This window comes from Pseudomonas sp. C9-3 (assembly GCF_032392015.1).
In the GTDB taxonomy this organism is placed as follows: domain Bacteria; phylum Pseudomonadota; class Gammaproteobacteria; order Pseudomonadales; family Pseudomonadaceae; genus Pseudomonas; species Pseudomonas nitroreducens.
Map to the genome: position 1 here is coordinate 1,493,218 of NZ_CP135919.1, position 16,538 is coordinate 1,509,755.

Here is a 16,538-nt window from a genome sequence, read left to right on the forward strand (position 1 = left end):
TATTGTCTCTCTGTTTGGGAAGTTCTGATAAACTTGCCACCCAAGTTGTACGGCCTATGGTTGGACAACTTATTGACCACCAAGATGGGGATTTAACGGATGAAACTGAAGAACACCTTAGGCGTCGTAGTTGGCTCGCTGATCGCCACCGCCGCTGTCAACGCGTTCGCTCAAGGCCAGGGCGCCGTCGAAGTCGAAGCCTTCGGCAAGCGCTACTTCACCGACAGCACCCGCAACATGAAGAACGCCGACCTGTACGGCGGCTCGGTCGGCTACTTCCTGACCGACGACGTCGAGCTGGCTCTGTCCTACGGTGAGTACCACGACGTACGTGGCACCTACGAGACCGGCAACAAGAAGGTCCATGGCAACCTGAGCACTCTGGACGCCATCTACCACTTCGGCACTCCGGGTGCTGGCAACCTGCGTCCGTACGTTTCCGCCGGCGTTGGCCACCAGAGCCTGACCAACATCAACTCCGACAACGGTGGCCGTCAGAACCTGACCATGGCCATGGTCGGTACCGGTCTGAAGTACTACTTCACCGAGAACTTCTACGCCAAAGCCAGCCTCGACGGTCAGTACGGCCTGGAGAAGCGTGACAACGGTCACCAGGGCGAGTGGATGGCAGGCCTGGGCGTTGGTATGAACTTCGGTGGCGGCGCCAAGCCGGCCCCGGCTCCCGAGCCGGTTGCTGAAGTCTGCTCCGACTCCGACAACGACGGCGTCTGCGACAACGTCGACAAGTGCCCGAACACCCCGGCTAACGTCACCGTTGACGCCAACGGCTGCCCGGCTGTGGCTGAAGTCGTTCGCGTTCAGCTGGACGTGAAGTTCGACTTCGACAAGTCCAAGGTTAAAGAGAACAGCTACGCTGACATCAAAAACCTGGCTGACTTCATGAAGCAGTACCCGTCCACCTCCACCACCGTTGAAGGCCACACCGACTCCGTCGGCACCGACGCCTACAACCAGAAACTGTCCGAGCGTCGTGCTAACGCCGTTCGTGACGTACTGGTCAACGAGTACGGTGTTGAAGGCGGCCGCGTAAACGCTGTTGGTTACGGTGAGTCCCGTCCGGTTGCTGACAACGCAACTGCCGAAGGCCGCGCTGTTAACCGCCGCGTAGAAGCCGAAGTAGAAGCCCAGGCCAAGCAGTAATCGGTCCGAGCTCCTGAGAAAAACCCGGCCTAGGCCGGGTTTTTCTTTGCCTGCAGGAAAGTAAGGCTCAGGCGCTACAGGCCAGTATTGCCTGCTGCGCAGCGGCTGCAACTTCGCCGACCACCAGGATTGCCGGGCTCTTCAGGGCGAAGTGCTGGGCGTCTTCCAGCATGTCGCCCAACTGGCTGCGATATTCGCGTTGGGCGGGCAGGGAAGCGTTCTCGATCATCGCCACCGGCGTGCAGGCAGCCATGCCGCCTTCGAGCAGCCCGTCGCGGATTTCAGCCAGTTTCGCCACGCCCATGTACACCACCAGGGTTGTCCCGCCTTCCGCCAGGGCTCGCCAATTCAACGGGCTATCGTCCTGAGTGTGGGCGGTTACCAGGGTCACTCCACGGCTGACGCCGCGCAGGGTCACGGAAATGCCGCATTGGGTAGCGGCTGCCAGTCCTGCGGTGATGCCGTTGACCAGTTCGCACTCGATTCCCCGTGCCTTGAGCCAGTCTGCCTCTTCGCCGCCACGGCCGAAGATGCACGGGTCGCCGCCTTTCAGGCGCGCCACGCGGCGCCCCTGGCTTGCGTAGCGCAGCATCAGGCGTTGGATGAAGTCCTGCGGTGTAGAGCGGCAGCCGCCGCGCTTGCCGACGGCAATCACCCGAGCCGACGGGCAGTGATCCAATACCGCCGGATTCACCAGATCGTCGATCAGTACTATTTCGGCTTGAGCCATGGCGCGCACGGCTTTCAGGGTCAGCAACTCGGGGTCACCCGGACCGGCGCCGATCAGCCAGACTTTTCCACTCATGTCGTTCTCCTCAGGCTGCCGTCTTCGCGGCTTGGTTCAGGCGGTCGCCGCCAGCGGCTTGCGGGCCAGCAGGCGCTTTATTTCCGGTACGCAGGAGCCGCAGGCGGTCCCGCACTTGAGTTCGCATTTGAGGCCTTCCAGATCCAGGCCCTTGTCGATGCCGGCCTGTATGCGGCTCTGGCTGACGTTCAGGCAGTTGCACAGGGTCTTGTCCATCGCGCCGCTGGCTTTGCCAGGTGCGGCGCTGAGCGGGGCGAGCAGCCAGCGGCGCAGTTCCTGGTCGGCGCGGCCTTCCTTCCACAGTTCGCGCAGCCAGGCGCGAGCGGCGGTTTCGCCGGCCAGGCGCAGCGAGACAATTCGTGATTGTTCGATACGCACGCGTTTACCGACGGTGCGGCGTGGGTCGTCATAGGCCATCACCGGGCCATCGGCCAGACCGAGCAGAGCATCGATACGGGCCAGCCACTCCGCGCTGGGCGCCTCAACGTGCGCAGCGCGGATCACCAGTGCCGGTCGCTCGCGGCCGGTGGGGCTGAAGCTGGCGTAGCGCAGTTCTTCGAACAGCGGGCGCAAGGCATCGAAGCGCTTCTGCACCTCGCCTTCCACCAAGGCGAAGAACTGCCAGGGCAATTCGACGCGACTGACCTCGACCGTGGCGTGTTTCAGTTCGGGTTGGCGTGATAGTGGGTCCACGGCAGGCAGGGTCAGGACGTTGATGCCGAGCCCCTTGAGATAGCGGTCGCCCCAGTGCATAGGCAGGAAGGCCTGGCCGGGGCGCAAACGCTCGTCTGCCTGCACCGGCAGCACCAGTTCACCGCGGCGGCTGTGCAGACGGACCAGTTGGCCGTCGCTGATGCGCCGGCGGCGCAGTTCGTCCGGGTGCAGGCCGAGCACGGCTTCTTCGACGTGGCCGAACAGTTGCGGCGCTGTGCCGGTGCGGGTCATGCCGTGCCATTGATCGCGCAAGCGGCCGGTGTTGAGGATCAGCGGATAGCGCGCATCGCGCTTTTCCTTCGGTGCGCGATAGGGCTCGGCGATCATCCTGGCGCGGCCATTGGCAGTGGGGAACTGTCCGGCGCCATACAGGCGCTCGGTACCGTGTAGCGCGCCAGGGCGGAAGGGCCACTGCTGCGGACCATGGGTGTCCAGCAGCGCGTAGTCGATGCCGGAGAGGTCGAGGTCTCGCCCACGGGTTAGCAGCTTGTATTCGTCGAACAGCGTGGACGGTGATGTGAAATCGAACAGGCTGGGCTCGCCGGGACGCAGGTGTTGCTCCAGGCGCCGAGCGAAATCGCAGACGATATTCCAGTCCGCCCGCGCCTCGCCAATGGCCGGAACAGCCGAGTGCACGTGGCTGATGCGGCGCTCGGAGTTGGTCACCGTGCCTTCCTTCTCGCCCCAACTGGCGGCCGGCAGCAGCAAGTCTGCGTACTGGCAGGTCTCGCTGGTGGTGAAGGCTTCCTGGACGATGACGAATGGGCAGGCGGCCAGGGCTTCGCGCACGCGGGTCTGGTCCGGCAGTGATTGGGCCGGGTTGGTGCAGGCGATCCACAGGGCCTTGATGCGGCCGTCACGGACCGCATCGAACAGTTCGATGGCGCTCAGGCCGGGACTTTCCGGGAGCTTTTCGACTCCCCAGTAAGCGGCGACTTCCGCTCGGTGCTCGGCATTCGCGGCGTCACGGTGGCCGGGCAGCAGGTTGGACAGGCTGCCGGTCTCGCGGCCACCCATGGCGTTGGGCTGGCCGGTGAGCGAGAAGGGGCCGGCGCCGGGGCGGCCGATCTGCCCGGTAGCCAGGTGCAGGTTGATCAGGGCGCTGTTCTTCGCGCTGCCGGCGCTGGACTGGTTGAGGCCCATGCACCAGAGCGACAGGAAGGATGGTGCCTGGCCGATCCACTGAGCGGCGCGTTGCAGGTCGTCGACGCTGATGCCGCAGATTTCCGCCACGGCCAGCGGGCCATAGTCGCGCACCAGGGCTTTCAGCTCATCCAGGCCTTCGGTGTGGGCGTCGATGAAATCGCGGTCGATCCAGCCTTCCCAGAGCAGGATGTGCAGGATGCCGTGGAACAGCGCGACGTCGGTGCCGGGCAGGATGGCCAGGTGGAGGTCGGCCTGCTCGGCGGTGTCGGTGACGCGCGGGTCGATGACGATCAGCTTCATCTCCGGGCGTCGCGCGCGGGCCTCTTCCAGGCGGCGGAATAGCACGGGGTGGGCGTAGGCCATGTTGCTGCCGGCGATCATCACGCAGTCGGCCAGCTCGATGTCCGCGTAGCTGCAGGGCGGGGCGTCTGCGCCCAGGCTGCGCTTGTAGCCGACCACTGCCGAGGACATGCACAGGCGCGAATTGCTATCGATGTTGTTGGTGCCGATCAGCGCGCGGGCCAGCTTGTTGAAGGCGTAGTAGTCCTCGGTGAGCAACTGGCCGGACACATAGAAGGCCACGCTATCCGGCCCGTACTCGCGGATGGTTTCGGCGAAAACGCCAGCGGCATGTTCCAGCGCCGTATCCCAGTCTGTTCGGCTACGAGCCAGGCCCTTGCCCTGGCGCAGCTCGGGGAACTGCGCGCGGGCATCTTCATCGCCCGTGAGGTGCAGGGTCGAGCCTTTGCTGCACAGGCGGCCGAAGTTGGCTGGATGCTGCGGGTCGCCCTGCACGCCGAGGATGCGCTCGTCGTCGTGTTCGATCAGTACGCCGCAGCCTACGCCGCAGTAACAGCAGGTAGATGCGGTGGTGCGACGGTTGTTGGTCATGGCGCAGCCTCGCTCTGAATCAGAAGCACGGGAAATCACGCGCAGTGGGCGAGGTCGCCGCGCAGGGCTAGCAGCACGCGGCCATCCTCGACCTTCGCCTCGTGGCGATGGGCGCAGCCCTGGTCGGGAGCCACGGCTTCACCGCTTTCCAACTCGATCTGCCAGTTGTGCAGGGGGCAGGCCACGCGCTTGCCGTAGATCAGGCCCTGGGACAACGGGCCGCCCTTGTGCGGGCAGCGGTCATCGAGGGCGAAGACTTCGTCGTCAGAGGTGCGGAAGATCGCGATGTCGCCCTGGGGGCCGGCGATGACGCGCGAGCCCAGCGGGTTGATGTCGTCCAGGGCGCAGATGTCGAACCAGTTCATGGGGTGTCTCCGGCAATCGGGTAGTAAGGGCCCCGATGGCGAGGCCCGGCGGGCACTCAGGCGGGTTCCAGCTGCTTGAGCGGAATCCGTTCGAATTCCTTCTTCAGCGGTTGCTGGGCGATGCGCTCCTGCCATGGGTCCTGTTCCAGTGACAGGGAGAATTGCAGCCGCGCATTGAGCGCCTGGCGGTTCTCCGCGTCGTCGAGCACGGCCTTCCTGATGCGCTGCATGCCGACCCGTTGCAGGTAGTGCACGGTGCGCTCGAGGTAGAAGGCTTCCTCGCGGTAGAGCTGCAGGAAGGCGCCGCTGTACTCGCGGACTTCGTCGGCGGTCTTGAGCTTGACGAAGAACTCCGCCACCTCGGTCTTGATCCCGCCGTTGCCGCCGATGTACAGCTCCCAGCCCGAATCCACGCCGATGATGCCGATGTCCTTGATACCGGCCTCGGCGCAGTTGCGGGGGCAGCCGGAGACCGCCAGCTTGACCTTGTGCGGCGACCACATGTTGAACAGGTCGTGCTCGAGATCGATGCCCAGCTGGGTCGAATTCTGCGTGCCGAAGCGGCAGAACTCGCTGCCCACGCAGGTCTTCACGGTGCGGATGGATTTGCCGTAGGCGTGGCCGGAGGGCATGTCCAGCTCCTTCCAGATGGCCGGGAGGTCGTCCTTCTTCACGCCCAGCAGGTCGATGCGCTGGCCGCCGGTGACCTTGACCATGGGCACCTGGTACTTGTCGGCGATGTCGGCAATACGGCGCAGCTCGGCGGCGTTGGTAACGCCGCCCCACATGCGCGGAACGACTGAATAGGTGCCGTCCTTCTGGATGTTGGCGTGGGCGCGCTCGTTGATCAGGCGCGACTGCGGATCGTCCTTGGCCTCGCCCGGCCAGGTGGAGATCAGGTAGTAGTTGAGTGCCGGACGGCAGGTGGCGCAGCCGTCCGAGGTGCGCCAGTCCATGAAGCGCATGGCGCTGCCCAGGGTGATCAGGTGATGCTCGCGGATCGCCTGGCGCACCTGGCCGTGGTTGAGGTCGCTGCAGCTGCAGATGGCTTTCTCGCTCTTGGGCTTCACGTCCGCCGCGCCGCCCACGGTGCTGATCAGGATCTGCTCCACCAGCCCCGCACAGGAGCCGCAGGAACTGGCGGCCTTGGTGTGCTTCTTCACCTCGTCGACGCTGAACAGGCCGTTCTCCTGGATCGCCTTGACGATGGTGCCCTTGCACACGCCGTTGCAGCCGCAGACTTCGGCGGTGTCGGGCATGTTTGCCGCGCTGTTCTGGCCCTGGTGGCCGACGTCGCCGAGGCTGCTCTCGCCGAACATCAGGTGGTCGCGGATCTGTGCGACGTTGTGGTTCTCGCGGATCTGCCGGAAGTACCAGCCACCGTCAGCGGTGTCGCCGTACAGGCAGGCGCCGACCAGCACGTCGTCCTTGATCACCAGCTTCTTGTACACGCCGCCGATGGGGTCGGAGAGGGTGATGGTCTCGGTGCCTTCGCCGCCCATGAACTGGCCGGCGGAGAACAGGTCGATGCCGGTGACCTTGAGCTTGGTGGAGGTCACCGAACCCTGGTAGCGGGCGAAGCCGAGCATGGCCAGGTGGTTGGCGCAGACCTTGGCCTGCTCGAACAGCGGCGCCACCAGGCCGTAGGCGATGCCGCGGTGGCTGGCGCATTCGCCCAGGGCGTAGATGCGCGGGTCATAGGTCTGCAGGGTGTCGTTGACCAGGATGCCGCGGTTGCAGGGCAGCCCGGTTTTTTCTGCCAGCTCGGTGTTGGGGCGGATGCCAGCGGCCATGACTACCAGGTCGGCGGCGATCACTTCGCCGTCCTTGAAGCGGATAGCGCAGACGCGGCCGCTGCCGTCATCGATCAGCTCTTCGGTATGGGTGTTCAGGCGGAAGTGGATGCCGCGCGATTCCAGCGCTTCCTGCAGCAGCTTGCCGGCAGTGCGGTCCAGCTGACGTTCCAGCAGCCAGTCGGAGAGGTGCACCACGGTGACGTCCATGCCGCGCTGCTTGAGGCCGTTGGCCGCCTCCAGGCCGAGCAGGCCGCCGCCGATGACCAACGCGTGGCTGTGGGTGCCGGCGGTGTCGATCATGGTCTGGGTGTCGGCGATATCGCGGTAGCCGATCACGCCCTGCAGGCGGCTGCCTGGCACCGGCAGGATGAAGGGGTTGGAGCCGGTGGCGATCAGCAGGCGGTCGTACTCGGCCTCGGTGCCATCTTCGGCGTACACCTTGCGGCGATGGCGGTCGATGCGGGTGACCTTGCGGTTGAGCAGCAGGCGGATGCCGTTCTCGCTGTACCAGTTGAGGTCGTTGAGGACGATGTCCTCGAAGGCCTGCTCGCCGGCCAGCACGGGGGAGAGCAGGATGCGGTTGTAGTTGGGGTGGGGCTCGGCGCCGAACACGGTGATGTCGTAGAGGTCGGGCGCGATCTTCAGCAGTTCTTCGAGGGTGCGTACGCCGGCCATACCGTTGCCGATCAGTACGAGCTTGAGCTTTTTCATGTCAGGGCTCCGCGTCAGGGAAAAATCACGGAAAACAAAAAAGGCGTCCCGCCGGTTACCCAGCGAGGACGCCTTTGTCCAAGTCCCGTTCGATCGGGAAGTGCGAGCCTCTTCGTTGAGGGACGCGCTTTTGTAGATTGTTGAAACGGTTATTGCAGGGGCTGTGCCAACTTGCTCGATCTCCGGTTTCCGGGGCTTTCAGGTAGATCGCCCGGCGAATCGTCGTTTTTGCTGCACTGCGGTGATGCGTTCTGGGCCGAACTGGTGCGCCCTCAGCCCTGGTGCAACAACCAGAGCAGCAGCCCCAGGTTGATCGCCAGGGAGGCGAGGGCAACGCCGCGCCAGACCCTCAGCGGCTCGCGCTCCAGCAGGGAGCGCGGGCGCGCCGGTGCCTGCCGTTCGCCTTGTTCCAGGGCGAGCAGGCATTCCTCGGCGGTTTCAAAGCGCTGTTGCGGCTGGGCGACGATCAGCTTTGCCAGCCAGTCGTCGAGCCAGGCCGGTATATCCGGACGATAGCGGCTGGCCGGTGCGGGCGTGCCGAAACGCGGATGCTGGAAGGCTTCAATCTCGCCATAGGGGTATTGGCCGCAGAGCAGTCGATACAGCGTGACACCAACGGCGTAGAGGTCCTGGCGCGCATCCGGCGGCGCGCCCTGGAAGGATTCCGGCGCCAGGTAGCTCGGGGTGCCGGGCAGGTCGTGCGGGTCTTCCTGCGATAATCCGGGGCAGTAGGCGAGGCCGAAGTCCAGCAGGCGCAGTTCGCCGTCGTCGGCCCAATGCAGGTTTTCCGGCTTGATGTCGCGGTGCAGGATGTTGCGCCTGTGCAGTTGGCCCAGGCCACGTAGCAGGCGCTGGGCGAGGTCGAGCCAGTCGGGCAGGTTCAGCGGGCCGTTGAGTTTCAGCTGCTCGTCCAGCGCCTGCCCCGGATACTCGCGCATCACGTAATAGAGGTGCTGGCGCTGCGGCAGGCTGTGCAGTTCGGGGAAGTAGCGGCCTTGCACGCGACGCAGGAACCATTCCTCCAGCAGCAGCGACTGGGCGGCTTCCGGAGAATCGCGCAGCGCTGGCGGCAAGGTTTTGAGCAGCCAGGGACGATTCTGCCGGTCGCGCACGCGATAGATCAGCGACTGGCGGGACTGGGCCAGCTTGCCTTCGACCTGCCAGCCCTCGAACTCCTGTTCGACCCTCAGTGCTGGCGCTGCGGGCCAGTAGTCGAGTTGGGCAAGGGCGTCGCCGAGGCTCGCGGGCGGCAGTTCGTCTACCTGCAGCAGCAGGGCGCTGGCGTTGTCCTGGCTGCCGGCCAGGTGGGCGGCGCTGACCAGTGCGTCGACGCAGGCTTGCAGGCTCTGTGCGTCCTCCAGCAGGCGCTGGATGACACTGTCACCCAGGGCGGCCCAGATGCCGTCGCTGACCAGCAGGAAGCATTGCCCGGCTTCCAGTTCGCCGTCGCAGTAGTCCACCACCAGGTGCTGGTCGAGGCCCAGCGCGCGCTTGAGTACGTGCTGCATACCGGGCTGTTCCCAGACATGATCCTGGGTCAGGCAATCCAGAACGCCTGCGTGCCAGCGGTACAGGCGGCAATCGCCGACGTGGGCAAGGGTGAATCGCCGGCCGCGCAGGACCAGCGCAGTGAGGGTGGTGAGCAGCGGCTGGCCGCCGCCGTTGGCCTGCAGCCAGCGGTTCTGCGAGATCAGCAGGCGGTCGAGAGCCTGGGCGACGGCCCAGGTCTCGGGAGTCGCGTAGTAATCGGCGGCCAGCGCCTGCAGGGTCAGGCGCGCGGCCAGGCCGCCGTCGGCGCAGTGGCTGACGCCGTCGGCGATGGCGAACAGGTGCCCCTTGCTGGCGGCCAGCCCGGCGGGCGGGGTGACCACTCGCAGGGCGTCCTGGTTCTCGGCGCGCGGGCCGGTGGCGCTGGCCTGGGCGAAGGAAATCAGCAAAGTCATCGCCGACACCTGTAGGAGCGAGCTTGTGACCCACAGGGATGTGGGGAATGCCGAATGTTGTCGGGAACAAAATCGGCCTCGCGAACGGATTTCCCGGCGACTCGGGCGTTAAGCGGTTCGCGAGCAAGCTCGCTCCTACAAGGGCGCATCGTTCAGACCCGCGCGGCGGTAGCGGCCGCACTGCCCCAGGTGGTACGCCAGCGGGCCTTCACGGCGTGCAGGCCGAACCAGGCCAGTACGCCGAGGCTGGCAAACAGCCAGAGGCCGATCTGGTAGTCACCGGTGGCCTGTTTGATCGCACCCAGGCCGGCCGTCAGGCAGAAGCCGCCGACGCCGCCGGCCATGCCGATCAGGCCCGTCATCACGCCGATGGTCTGGCGGAAGCGTTGCGGCACCAGCTGGAACACCGCGCCGTTGCCCGCACCGAGGCTGAGCATGGCGACCACGAAGAGGCTGAGCGCGGCCACCGCGCTGGGCAGGTGGAAGCCTACGGCGGCGATGCAGATCGCGGCGACGGTGTACATCACCAGCAGGCTGCGGATGCCGCCGATGCGGTCGGCCAGGGCACCGCCCAACGGGCGCATCAGGCTGCCGGCGAAGACGCAGGCGGCGGTGTAGTAGCCGGCCGTCACCGGGTCGAGGCCGTACTGGTCGTGGAAGTAACCGGGCAGGGTGCTGGCCAGGCCGAGGAAGCCGCCGAAGGTCACGCTGTAGAAGAACATGAACCACCAGCTGTCACGGTCGCCCAGGGCCTTCAGGTAATCCGCCAGTGACTTGACCGGCGGCCGCTCCGGAGCGTTGCGGGCGAGCAGGGCGAACACCAGCAGAGTGGCCAGCAGCGGGATCAGCGCGAAGCCGAAGACGTTCTGCCAGCCGAAGGCGGCAGCGATGGCCGGGGCGAACAGCGCGGTGAGCACGGTACCGGAGTTGCCCGCGCCGGCGATGCCCATGGCTTTGCCCTGGTGCTGCGGCGGATACCACTGCGAGGCCAGTGGCAGCGCCACGGCGAACGAGGCGCCGGCCATGCCCAGCAGCACGCCGAGGATCATCGCCTGCTCCAGGCTGTGGATGCCCAGCTGCCAGGCGCCGAACAGCGCGCAGATGACGATTACCTGACCGAGGATGCCCGCGGCCTTGGGTGACCAGCGATCGGCCAGCAGGCCCATCAGGAAGCGCAGGATGGCGCCGGAGAGGATAGGCGTGGCGACCATCAGCGCGCGCTGTTGGGTGGTCAGTTGCAGGTCGGTGGCGATCTGCACGGCCAGCGGGCCGAGGACGTACCAGACCATGAAGCTCAGGTCGAAATACAGGAAGGCGGCGAAGAGGGTCGGCGCATGGCCGGCTTTCCAGAAACTCGTGTTCATCGAACACCTCATCAGCAACGGTTGAGGGCTCCGGTCAGGCGCTCACGTGGCAGCCGCCGGGCTCGGGAAAGGTCCTGCTGAGCCCCTGCGCCGGGGCAAACGAAAAAGGCGTCGCTCCACCCACCGCAAGCTGCGGGTGTGGATGCGACGCCTTTGTCGTAGGTTGGGTAATCGCCGTTGACTACCGCCGCCCTTTACTGAGCAAGGTGCGGGCCAAGGTGACAGAACCGCGGCGGATCAGGGCGATGCCGGGTGAGGTGGGATCAGTAATGATCCAACGTGGGGCGCTCCGATGGAGGGCGCGCGCCCTGCTGGAGCGTCAGGCGATCCAGTTGACGTTGGGGAAGGTGTCGCGGAATGCCGTCGGTATCTCCACGACCTTGCCGATCTTGTAGTCGAAGAATACGAAGCCGGACTTGGCCATCGCCACCAGGGTGCCGTCGGCCGGGCGGGTGATGCGGAAGATGATGTCGCCGCCGTACTTGTTGAAGTCCATGACGCCGACCTCGAACAGCAGCTGGTCGCGGGCGTGGGCTTCGGCGCGGTAGGTGGTGGCGAGGTCGGTGACGATGATGCCGGTCTCGCGGATGCCGTAGTCGAACAGGAAGCGCGCGCGGGCCTCGGAGATCATCGAGATCATCGAGTCGTTGCCCAGGTGGTTGGCGCCGTTGATGTCGGTGACGCGAACGGTGAGCTTGGTGCTGTAGATGAACAGTTCTTCGGGGAATTCCAGTTTCAGGCGGGCCATGGCGATCTCGGTGACAAGGCGGCGGGTAGTGCGGATGTGCCGCGCATTCTACGCGCAGTCCGCCGCTCCCGCGCCTCATCAGGCCACTGAATGGCCGGTCAGCGATGCGCCATGTTCAGATGGAAGACGGTCACCCGCGCACCCTCGCCGCTGTTGCCGTAGTTGTCGTTGATATAGGCCCCGGCCTTGAAGTAGAGCAGTTGCTTGGACCAGGTGGTGCTGAGGATCTTGCGGTAGTAGTTGGCGCGGCCGTCGGAGGTTTCCACGCGAATGGCCAGGTTGCCCACCGAGGTGACGCGCAGGCTGTAGTTGAAGGTCTGATCCAGCGCGATGTTGTCGATCAGCGGGACATTGATGCTGGCCCTGTCGTCGGGGTGGTTGCGCACCAGGGCTTCGAGGCGCCCGCTCTCCAGGGTTGGCAGATAGTGGTACTGCAGCTTGACCAGTGGCTCGCCATCACCGGTATAGGGCGAGCGGCTGTGGATCTGGCCGATGATGATCTTGTTCTTCGATGGCACCTGCTGGACGCTCATGGTCACGCGCAGCTCGTTGTCGCCCTGGTTGTAGTACCAGTTGGCGACTTCGCCGGCGGTGGTTGTCTCGCGTAGTTCACTGCGGGGATAGACGCTGTCGGAGGTGTGCGAGCCGGTGACGGGCACCCAGAACACCAGCTGGCTGCCGTCTCTCTTGAAATAGCGGCTCTGGTAGCCCCTGGCGATCTGCTCGGTGGTGACTTCGGTGGGGCGTGGATCGGTGGGAACGCTGAGGTTCCAGGTGCTGAGGTCGATCATGGGCTTGCCCTTGCTGAGCCGCGCGTGCGGCGAGGTCGGGTGGGCGCCGAGGTGCCTAGCCGGCGGCGGCCACTGCGATGCGCCATCGAACCCTGCCGATGACGCTCCGGGGGCCCGGCCTTGAAGCCGGGCGGGCGCAGCATAGGACGTTGCCGGGAGGGCAGGGGCCAGCTTGGCGGCTGGCGAAATGATCGCGCCTTGCCGCCGCTGGCAGTTGGCCGGTCCTATCTCTTTGATGTTAGTGGCCGAGCATTTCGTGCAGGGATACTGCTTGCTTGAGGTATAGCGTCAGGCCCAGTCGTATCAGGCTCTCCAGCGGTTTCCGCGAATTGCTCGCGAAATGGAGTGCGTGACTTTTGCGTGACTTCGCGTGTGTTCTACCCTTTCGCCCTCCGCAGAATCGTCAGTACCGGGCCGCGCGAATCGGTCGCCGATACCTTGTTCGATGCCTCTATAAGCAGCCCGAGCTCAGCCCCTGAATAATGGCTGGTCACGCTGCCGTTCTTATGTCCCAATAGCGCCTTGCGGTCCTCAAGAGAAACGCCTGCTGCCCTCAGTCGTCGGCCAAACGAATGTTTGAGGTCATGCACGCGAACCGTAAGGAAGCCGGTGTGTGCGGCGGTTCCGTGGATCTTTTCCCACTTGGCTGCCGCACGCTTCCGCGCCGCAATCCAAGCCGGCGTGAATAACCGCTTCATCGGACCTCCCCAGCGCCCGTAAGGGAAAACGTACACAGGGTCCATTCCTCTCTGCCCGTCAACAACCTTGGCAGCTACGTCATTCAAGATCACCAGGCGGTCATCCCGGTTCTTCACCCCAGCCCTGGACCCTCGTCCACCAAAGTCAGATGGGATGAGGAATACGCTGACATTCAGTTCGGGAACCTTGATCTCCCAATCCCACCTAAGCCGGCAAACCTCTTGCTCCCTACACCCGACGTTGACCTTGTAGAGCGCCATGCGCCGCATATGGTCGGGCAGCTCCGCGAAAAGCAGGCTCTGCTCCTCCCATGACATCGGGTAAGGCTTCCGGCTGTTCAATCTTAGGTCCAGCCGCGTGATCAGCGGGACCGTATCCAGCCATGGGCGCTTGTCCTCATCCCGCCACTTTCTCGCCGACAGGTTCAGAATCCGCATGACACGCTCAAGGGCGATGTTCACCGTCCTATGCGAAGAGCCGTCTACCTCAAGCCTATGCTTGACGAATGGGGCAAGAGCTTCATCGTCAACATGGGTTAGCGGGATGTCCCCGATGAAAGGGTCCAGCTTCTTCAGGCAGTTTGCCGTAATCCGGATAGAGGGCTGGTCCTTGAATTCGACGAGGTAGCGCGTAGCTGCCTCCCGCCAGACTCTCACCCTCCGAACGCCGTATACCTTTTCCTGTCTGAGTCGTTCCAGGCGGTGGATCAAGTACTTTTCCGCTTCTGCCCTGTCACCAGTGCCAGTGCTCTCGTAAAGTCGTTCTCCGTTGATTTTCTTGTCGATATGCCAGATCCCGTTCCTCTGCGAGAGGCCCGTGATTCCTTTTCGCGCCATTGCGTTGACTCCTTGGCGCTCGCTGCGCCCTGATTGTTGGCCGAACCGGCTGGCTTGGCAATCGCCTGCTGCTCGATGTAGCTGTCAGCCCAGGCGTCAAGTTCCTCGCGGTCGAAGCCGACACCGCGGGAGCCGATGGGGAACTCGTGGACGTGCGGGCGCACTGTCTTGTTGAACTCGTCGCGGCACATGCCCAGGTAGGCCGGCGCGTCCTTGGCTCGAATGAACCTCGGGGCAAAAGGGGGCTGCCGCCGGCGGGATTCCGTCGGCGCGAGAAGGGCGGACATGGGCTTACCTCCGGGGTCTATTGCTCTGCAGCGATTCCAAGTAGTCGATCAGCTGCCAGCCGGTGCATTTCCTGTGCATCTTTGGCGGATGACCTCCAGACCTAGGCCCTTCGATCTCGTAGAAGGAGAGCAGGCCTTTATCCATCAGCTCATTTACCTTGCTCGCCCGAACGCCGAGGCATTCGGCAATCTGCTTCAGCGAATAGGTTGGGTTGAAGCTGACGAGACGTGCTGTGAGGTTGTCTGAGCTGGCCTGCGCGCCTTTTGATTGCTTAGGCGGTGATGGACGCATCAGGTTGTGTCGCGGATTTTCTTTGTGGATTGCCAGCTTCTCAGCCTTTATTGCCGCCTCCCTGCTGGGGTGCTGCTCTATATCGACCCGTGCGATTAACTGGAACCAATGAGCATGGTCACGATGCTGGGCAAGACGACTGACTGCATTCAGAGATATCCCGACATAGAGCAGAACACCTTCAGCATCGAAGTGCCTGTATAGAAATCCGGGTTTCGTTTGCGCATCAATCTTCTCTGCTGCGTTCATGACAATGCCTCGCCTGCCGGCGATTGCCGGCGATTAATGGTCTAGGGTAACGGCCAGGACCTGGCCTGAGAGGTCGCCCGTGTCGGGCAAGGATGGGGGTGGGCTGTCAGGCCGGGTTCGCTAGTTCTGCTGGGATCTGGACGGTTTCGCCGAGCTTGGCGCGGACGATGGCGCGGCAGGCTGCGATCAGGTGAGTCTCAGCAAACATCATGGCGCTGATGTACATCCCGTTTTCATCGCAGAGTGCGGAACCGATTGTCTTCGGATGCTCGACAGTGAAGTCGAGCAGATATCGATCAAACAGAGGGCCTCCACATTCCCAGTCGGTTGATGGGTGCCAGTAGAGCTCCACGCCATACGCCCCGGAATAGCTAAGGCTCACCGCGCGAGGGAATGTGATTGGCTTGATAAACGGGTGCCGTTCCAGCGTTGTCGCTTCGATAACGTGAATCGTAGGCTCCATTCCCCTATAGACCGCGCAGAATACAGCCCAATCCAGTGCCGGCCCGATAAGGTCGGCTGCCTTCATTTCCACAGTACTCATCTCCCACCTCCTTCCAGGGCTGCGTCCTGGGCAATCGCGGCACTCTTCGGGCACGGCATGTTCTGCGGGAGTCCGTAGTGATAGCCGCCACATGCCGCACACTTCAGGTCAGGGCCTTCGGTTGGGCTGGAGAACTTGAACGGATGCACCTGCTCAAGCTGCTTCCGCAGCCCCTCGTTCTCCGCCTTGAGCCGGTCGCGCTCTTCTGCTCTGCGCTTGGACGCTTCTCGCCAATATCCGCAGCCGCCTGGATGCTCGGTGCAGGCGGATAACTCGGCGCGCAGCCGCTCCACCTCGGCAATCAGCGCGAGAATGGCTTGGGGGGTTGGCGGCGGCGATGTAGGCAGCCTTGATGGGCTCGTCCTCGCTCGTATCGCACACGAAGTCGTATTCTCCGTCTCGCACTTGGTTGAGGTCGTTCTCGACAAACCATTCTCCTGGAGCGAAAGGCAGAGCCCGCTCCGCCAGCTCCTTCAGCTTGGTGAGGTCGGTCATGGCTGCTCCCTGATCGGAGTCGCGGTATAGGTTGGTTGCGCGTAGCCGGAGACGGCGAATGCCTGCGTTCCCTCGCCGATCCGATGCACCATCACTGTCACGCACTCGCCGTTGGCGATGTTGTAGTCAGCATTGCGTCGTTCATACTCTTCTGCCCATTCGCGCGCGGCGCAGGCGTGGTCGTATGAGTTACGGATATGCGTCGCATCATCCTCTTCCTGCCCGTAGTCAGGGCACCAAACTCGAAAGTCGCTCATGGCTTCACCTCGATTCCGGCTTGCTTGATGAAGGCCGCGCAGACGGCAATGGCGCCGTTGACCATGTGCGCGATACCGACAGCCATGTCGATGCCTTCTTCGTCGATGTTGAAGTGCTCGGCGGCTTCCTCCACGGTGATTGTCGGCGGCAGGTCCACCACCAGAGTCGCGCGGCTGGCTTGCCATCCGACCCATGCGCGCTGGATCATCTCGTTGCAGTATTCGCCGTAACGCGGATCGTCCTTTGGCAGCGCGTCTCGCACGTGGTGGAGTGGAGCACCGGGCCACTCCCGGCGCACCCAGGACTCGAACTGCTCGCGCTCGGCCAGGTTCTTGTCGATGCGCTGCACCAGGGCCAGGCCCTTTTCGCTTCCATTCCAGATGCAGTTGGCAGCAGTGTGCCCATCCGCACCGCAGAGGGTGCAGGCTTGTTGTTCGGTCATG

15 protein-coding genes are annotated in these 16,538 nt (G+C 64.1%); 1 reads left to right on the forward strand and 14 read right to left on the reverse strand.

The window, feature by feature from the left end:
• Nucleotides 1-99 precede the first annotated feature (99 nt).
• On the forward strand, nucleotides 100-1,161 hold the full coding sequence (locus RS899_RS06600) for an OmpA family protein (protein WP_054907747.1): 1,062 nt from the start codon (nucleotides 100-102) through the stop codon (nucleotides 1,159-1,161).
• 67 nt (nucleotides 1,162-1,228) lie between these two features.
• Here the strand turns inward: RS899_RS06600 and cobA are convergent, their stop codons facing one another.
• The 14 genes from cobA to RS899_RS06670 form a co-directional block, all read right to left on the reverse strand.
• Nucleotides 1,229-1,966 (reverse strand): uroporphyrinogen-III C-methyltransferase, encoded by a 738-nt coding sequence (gene cobA, locus RS899_RS06605; protein ID WP_315809403.1) that lies wholly within the window; start codon nucleotides 1,964-1,966, stop codon nucleotides 1,229-1,231.
• Nucleotides 1,967-2,002: 36 nt separating this feature from the next.
• Nucleotides 2,003-4,717: a molybdopterin-dependent oxidoreductase gene (locus tag RS899_RS06610; protein ID WP_315809404.1), complete on the reverse strand. Its 2,715-nt coding sequence runs from the start codon at nucleotides 4,715-4,717 to the stop codon at nucleotides 2,003-2,005.
• 35 nt (nucleotides 4,718-4,752) lie between these two features.
• Complete coding sequence (gene nirD, locus RS899_RS06615) at nucleotides 4,753-5,082, reverse strand: nitrite reductase small subunit NirD (RefSeq protein ID WP_054907744.1); 330 nt, start codon at nucleotides 5,080-5,082, stop codon at nucleotides 4,753-4,755.
• Between the two features lie 56 nt (nucleotides 5,083-5,138).
• Nucleotides 5,139-7,589, reverse strand: a complete 2,451-nt coding sequence (nirB, locus tag RS899_RS06620) for a nitrite reductase large subunit NirB (RefSeq protein ID WP_315809405.1) — start codon at nucleotides 7,587-7,589, stop codon at nucleotides 5,139-5,141.
• A 272-nt stretch (nucleotides 7,590-7,861) separates the two neighbouring features.
• Entirely contained in the window at nucleotides 7,862-9,532 is a 1,671-nt protein-coding gene (locus RS899_RS06625; RefSeq protein WP_315809406.1) for a bifunctional protein-serine/threonine kinase/phosphatase, read from the reverse strand.
• Nucleotides 9,533-9,684: 152 nt separating this feature from the next.
• A complete protein-coding gene (locus RS899_RS06630; protein WP_315809407.1) occupies nucleotides 9,685-10,896 on the reverse strand; it encodes a nitrate/nitrite transporter in 1,212 nt (403 codons plus the stop codon).
• Nucleotides 10,897-11,215: 319 nt separating this feature from the next.
• Nucleotides 11,216-11,644, reverse strand: a complete 429-nt coding sequence (locus RS899_RS06635) for a thioesterase family protein (RefSeq protein ID WP_024765720.1) — start codon at nucleotides 11,642-11,644, stop codon at nucleotides 11,216-11,218.
• Between the two features lie 98 nt (nucleotides 11,645-11,742).
• The gene (locus RS899_RS06640; protein WP_054907740.1) at nucleotides 11,743-12,435 is read right to left on the reverse strand and encodes a polysaccharide lyase family 7 protein; all 693 of its coding nucleotides are present in this window, start codon (nucleotides 12,433-12,435) and stop codon (nucleotides 11,743-11,745) included.
• Nucleotides 12,436-12,812: 377 nt separating this feature from the next.
• Nucleotides 12,813-13,955 carry a tyrosine-type recombinase/integrase gene (locus RS899_RS06645; RefSeq protein ID WP_315810406.1) on the reverse strand — a complete coding sequence of 381 codons (1,143 nt, stop codon included), beginning with the start codon at nucleotides 13,953-13,955 and terminating at the stop codon, nucleotides 12,813-12,815.
• The gene (locus RS899_RS06650; RefSeq protein ID WP_315809408.1) at nucleotides 13,841-14,257 is read right to left on the reverse strand and encodes a hypothetical protein; all 417 of its coding nucleotides are present in this window, start codon (nucleotides 14,255-14,257) and stop codon (nucleotides 13,841-13,843) included. The genes RS899_RS06645 and RS899_RS06650 overlap by 115 nt, the downstream gene beginning before the upstream one ends.
• Before the next feature lie 4 nt (nucleotides 14,258-14,261).
• A complete protein-coding gene (locus RS899_RS06655; RefSeq protein WP_315809409.1) occupies nucleotides 14,262-14,798 on the reverse strand; it encodes a hypothetical protein in 537 nt (178 codons plus the stop codon).
• A 106-nt stretch (nucleotides 14,799-14,904) separates the two neighbouring features.
• The gene (locus tag RS899_RS06660; RefSeq protein WP_315809410.1) at nucleotides 14,905-15,342 is read right to left on the reverse strand and encodes a phage protein NinX family protein; all 438 of its coding nucleotides are present in this window, start codon (nucleotides 15,340-15,342) and stop codon (nucleotides 14,905-14,907) included.
• Nucleotides 15,343-15,833: 491 nt separating this feature from the next.
• Nucleotides 15,834-16,094: a hypothetical protein gene (locus tag RS899_RS06665; protein ID WP_315809411.1), complete on the reverse strand. Its 261-nt coding sequence runs from the start codon at nucleotides 16,092-16,094 to the stop codon at nucleotides 15,834-15,836.
• The gene (locus RS899_RS06670) at nucleotides 16,091-16,537 is read right to left on the reverse strand and encodes a hypothetical protein (RefSeq protein ID WP_315809412.1); all 447 of its coding nucleotides are present in this window, start codon (nucleotides 16,535-16,537) and stop codon (nucleotides 16,091-16,093) included. The genes RS899_RS06665 and RS899_RS06670 overlap by 4 nt, the downstream gene beginning before the upstream one ends.
• Nucleotide 16,538 lies beyond the last annotated feature (1 nt).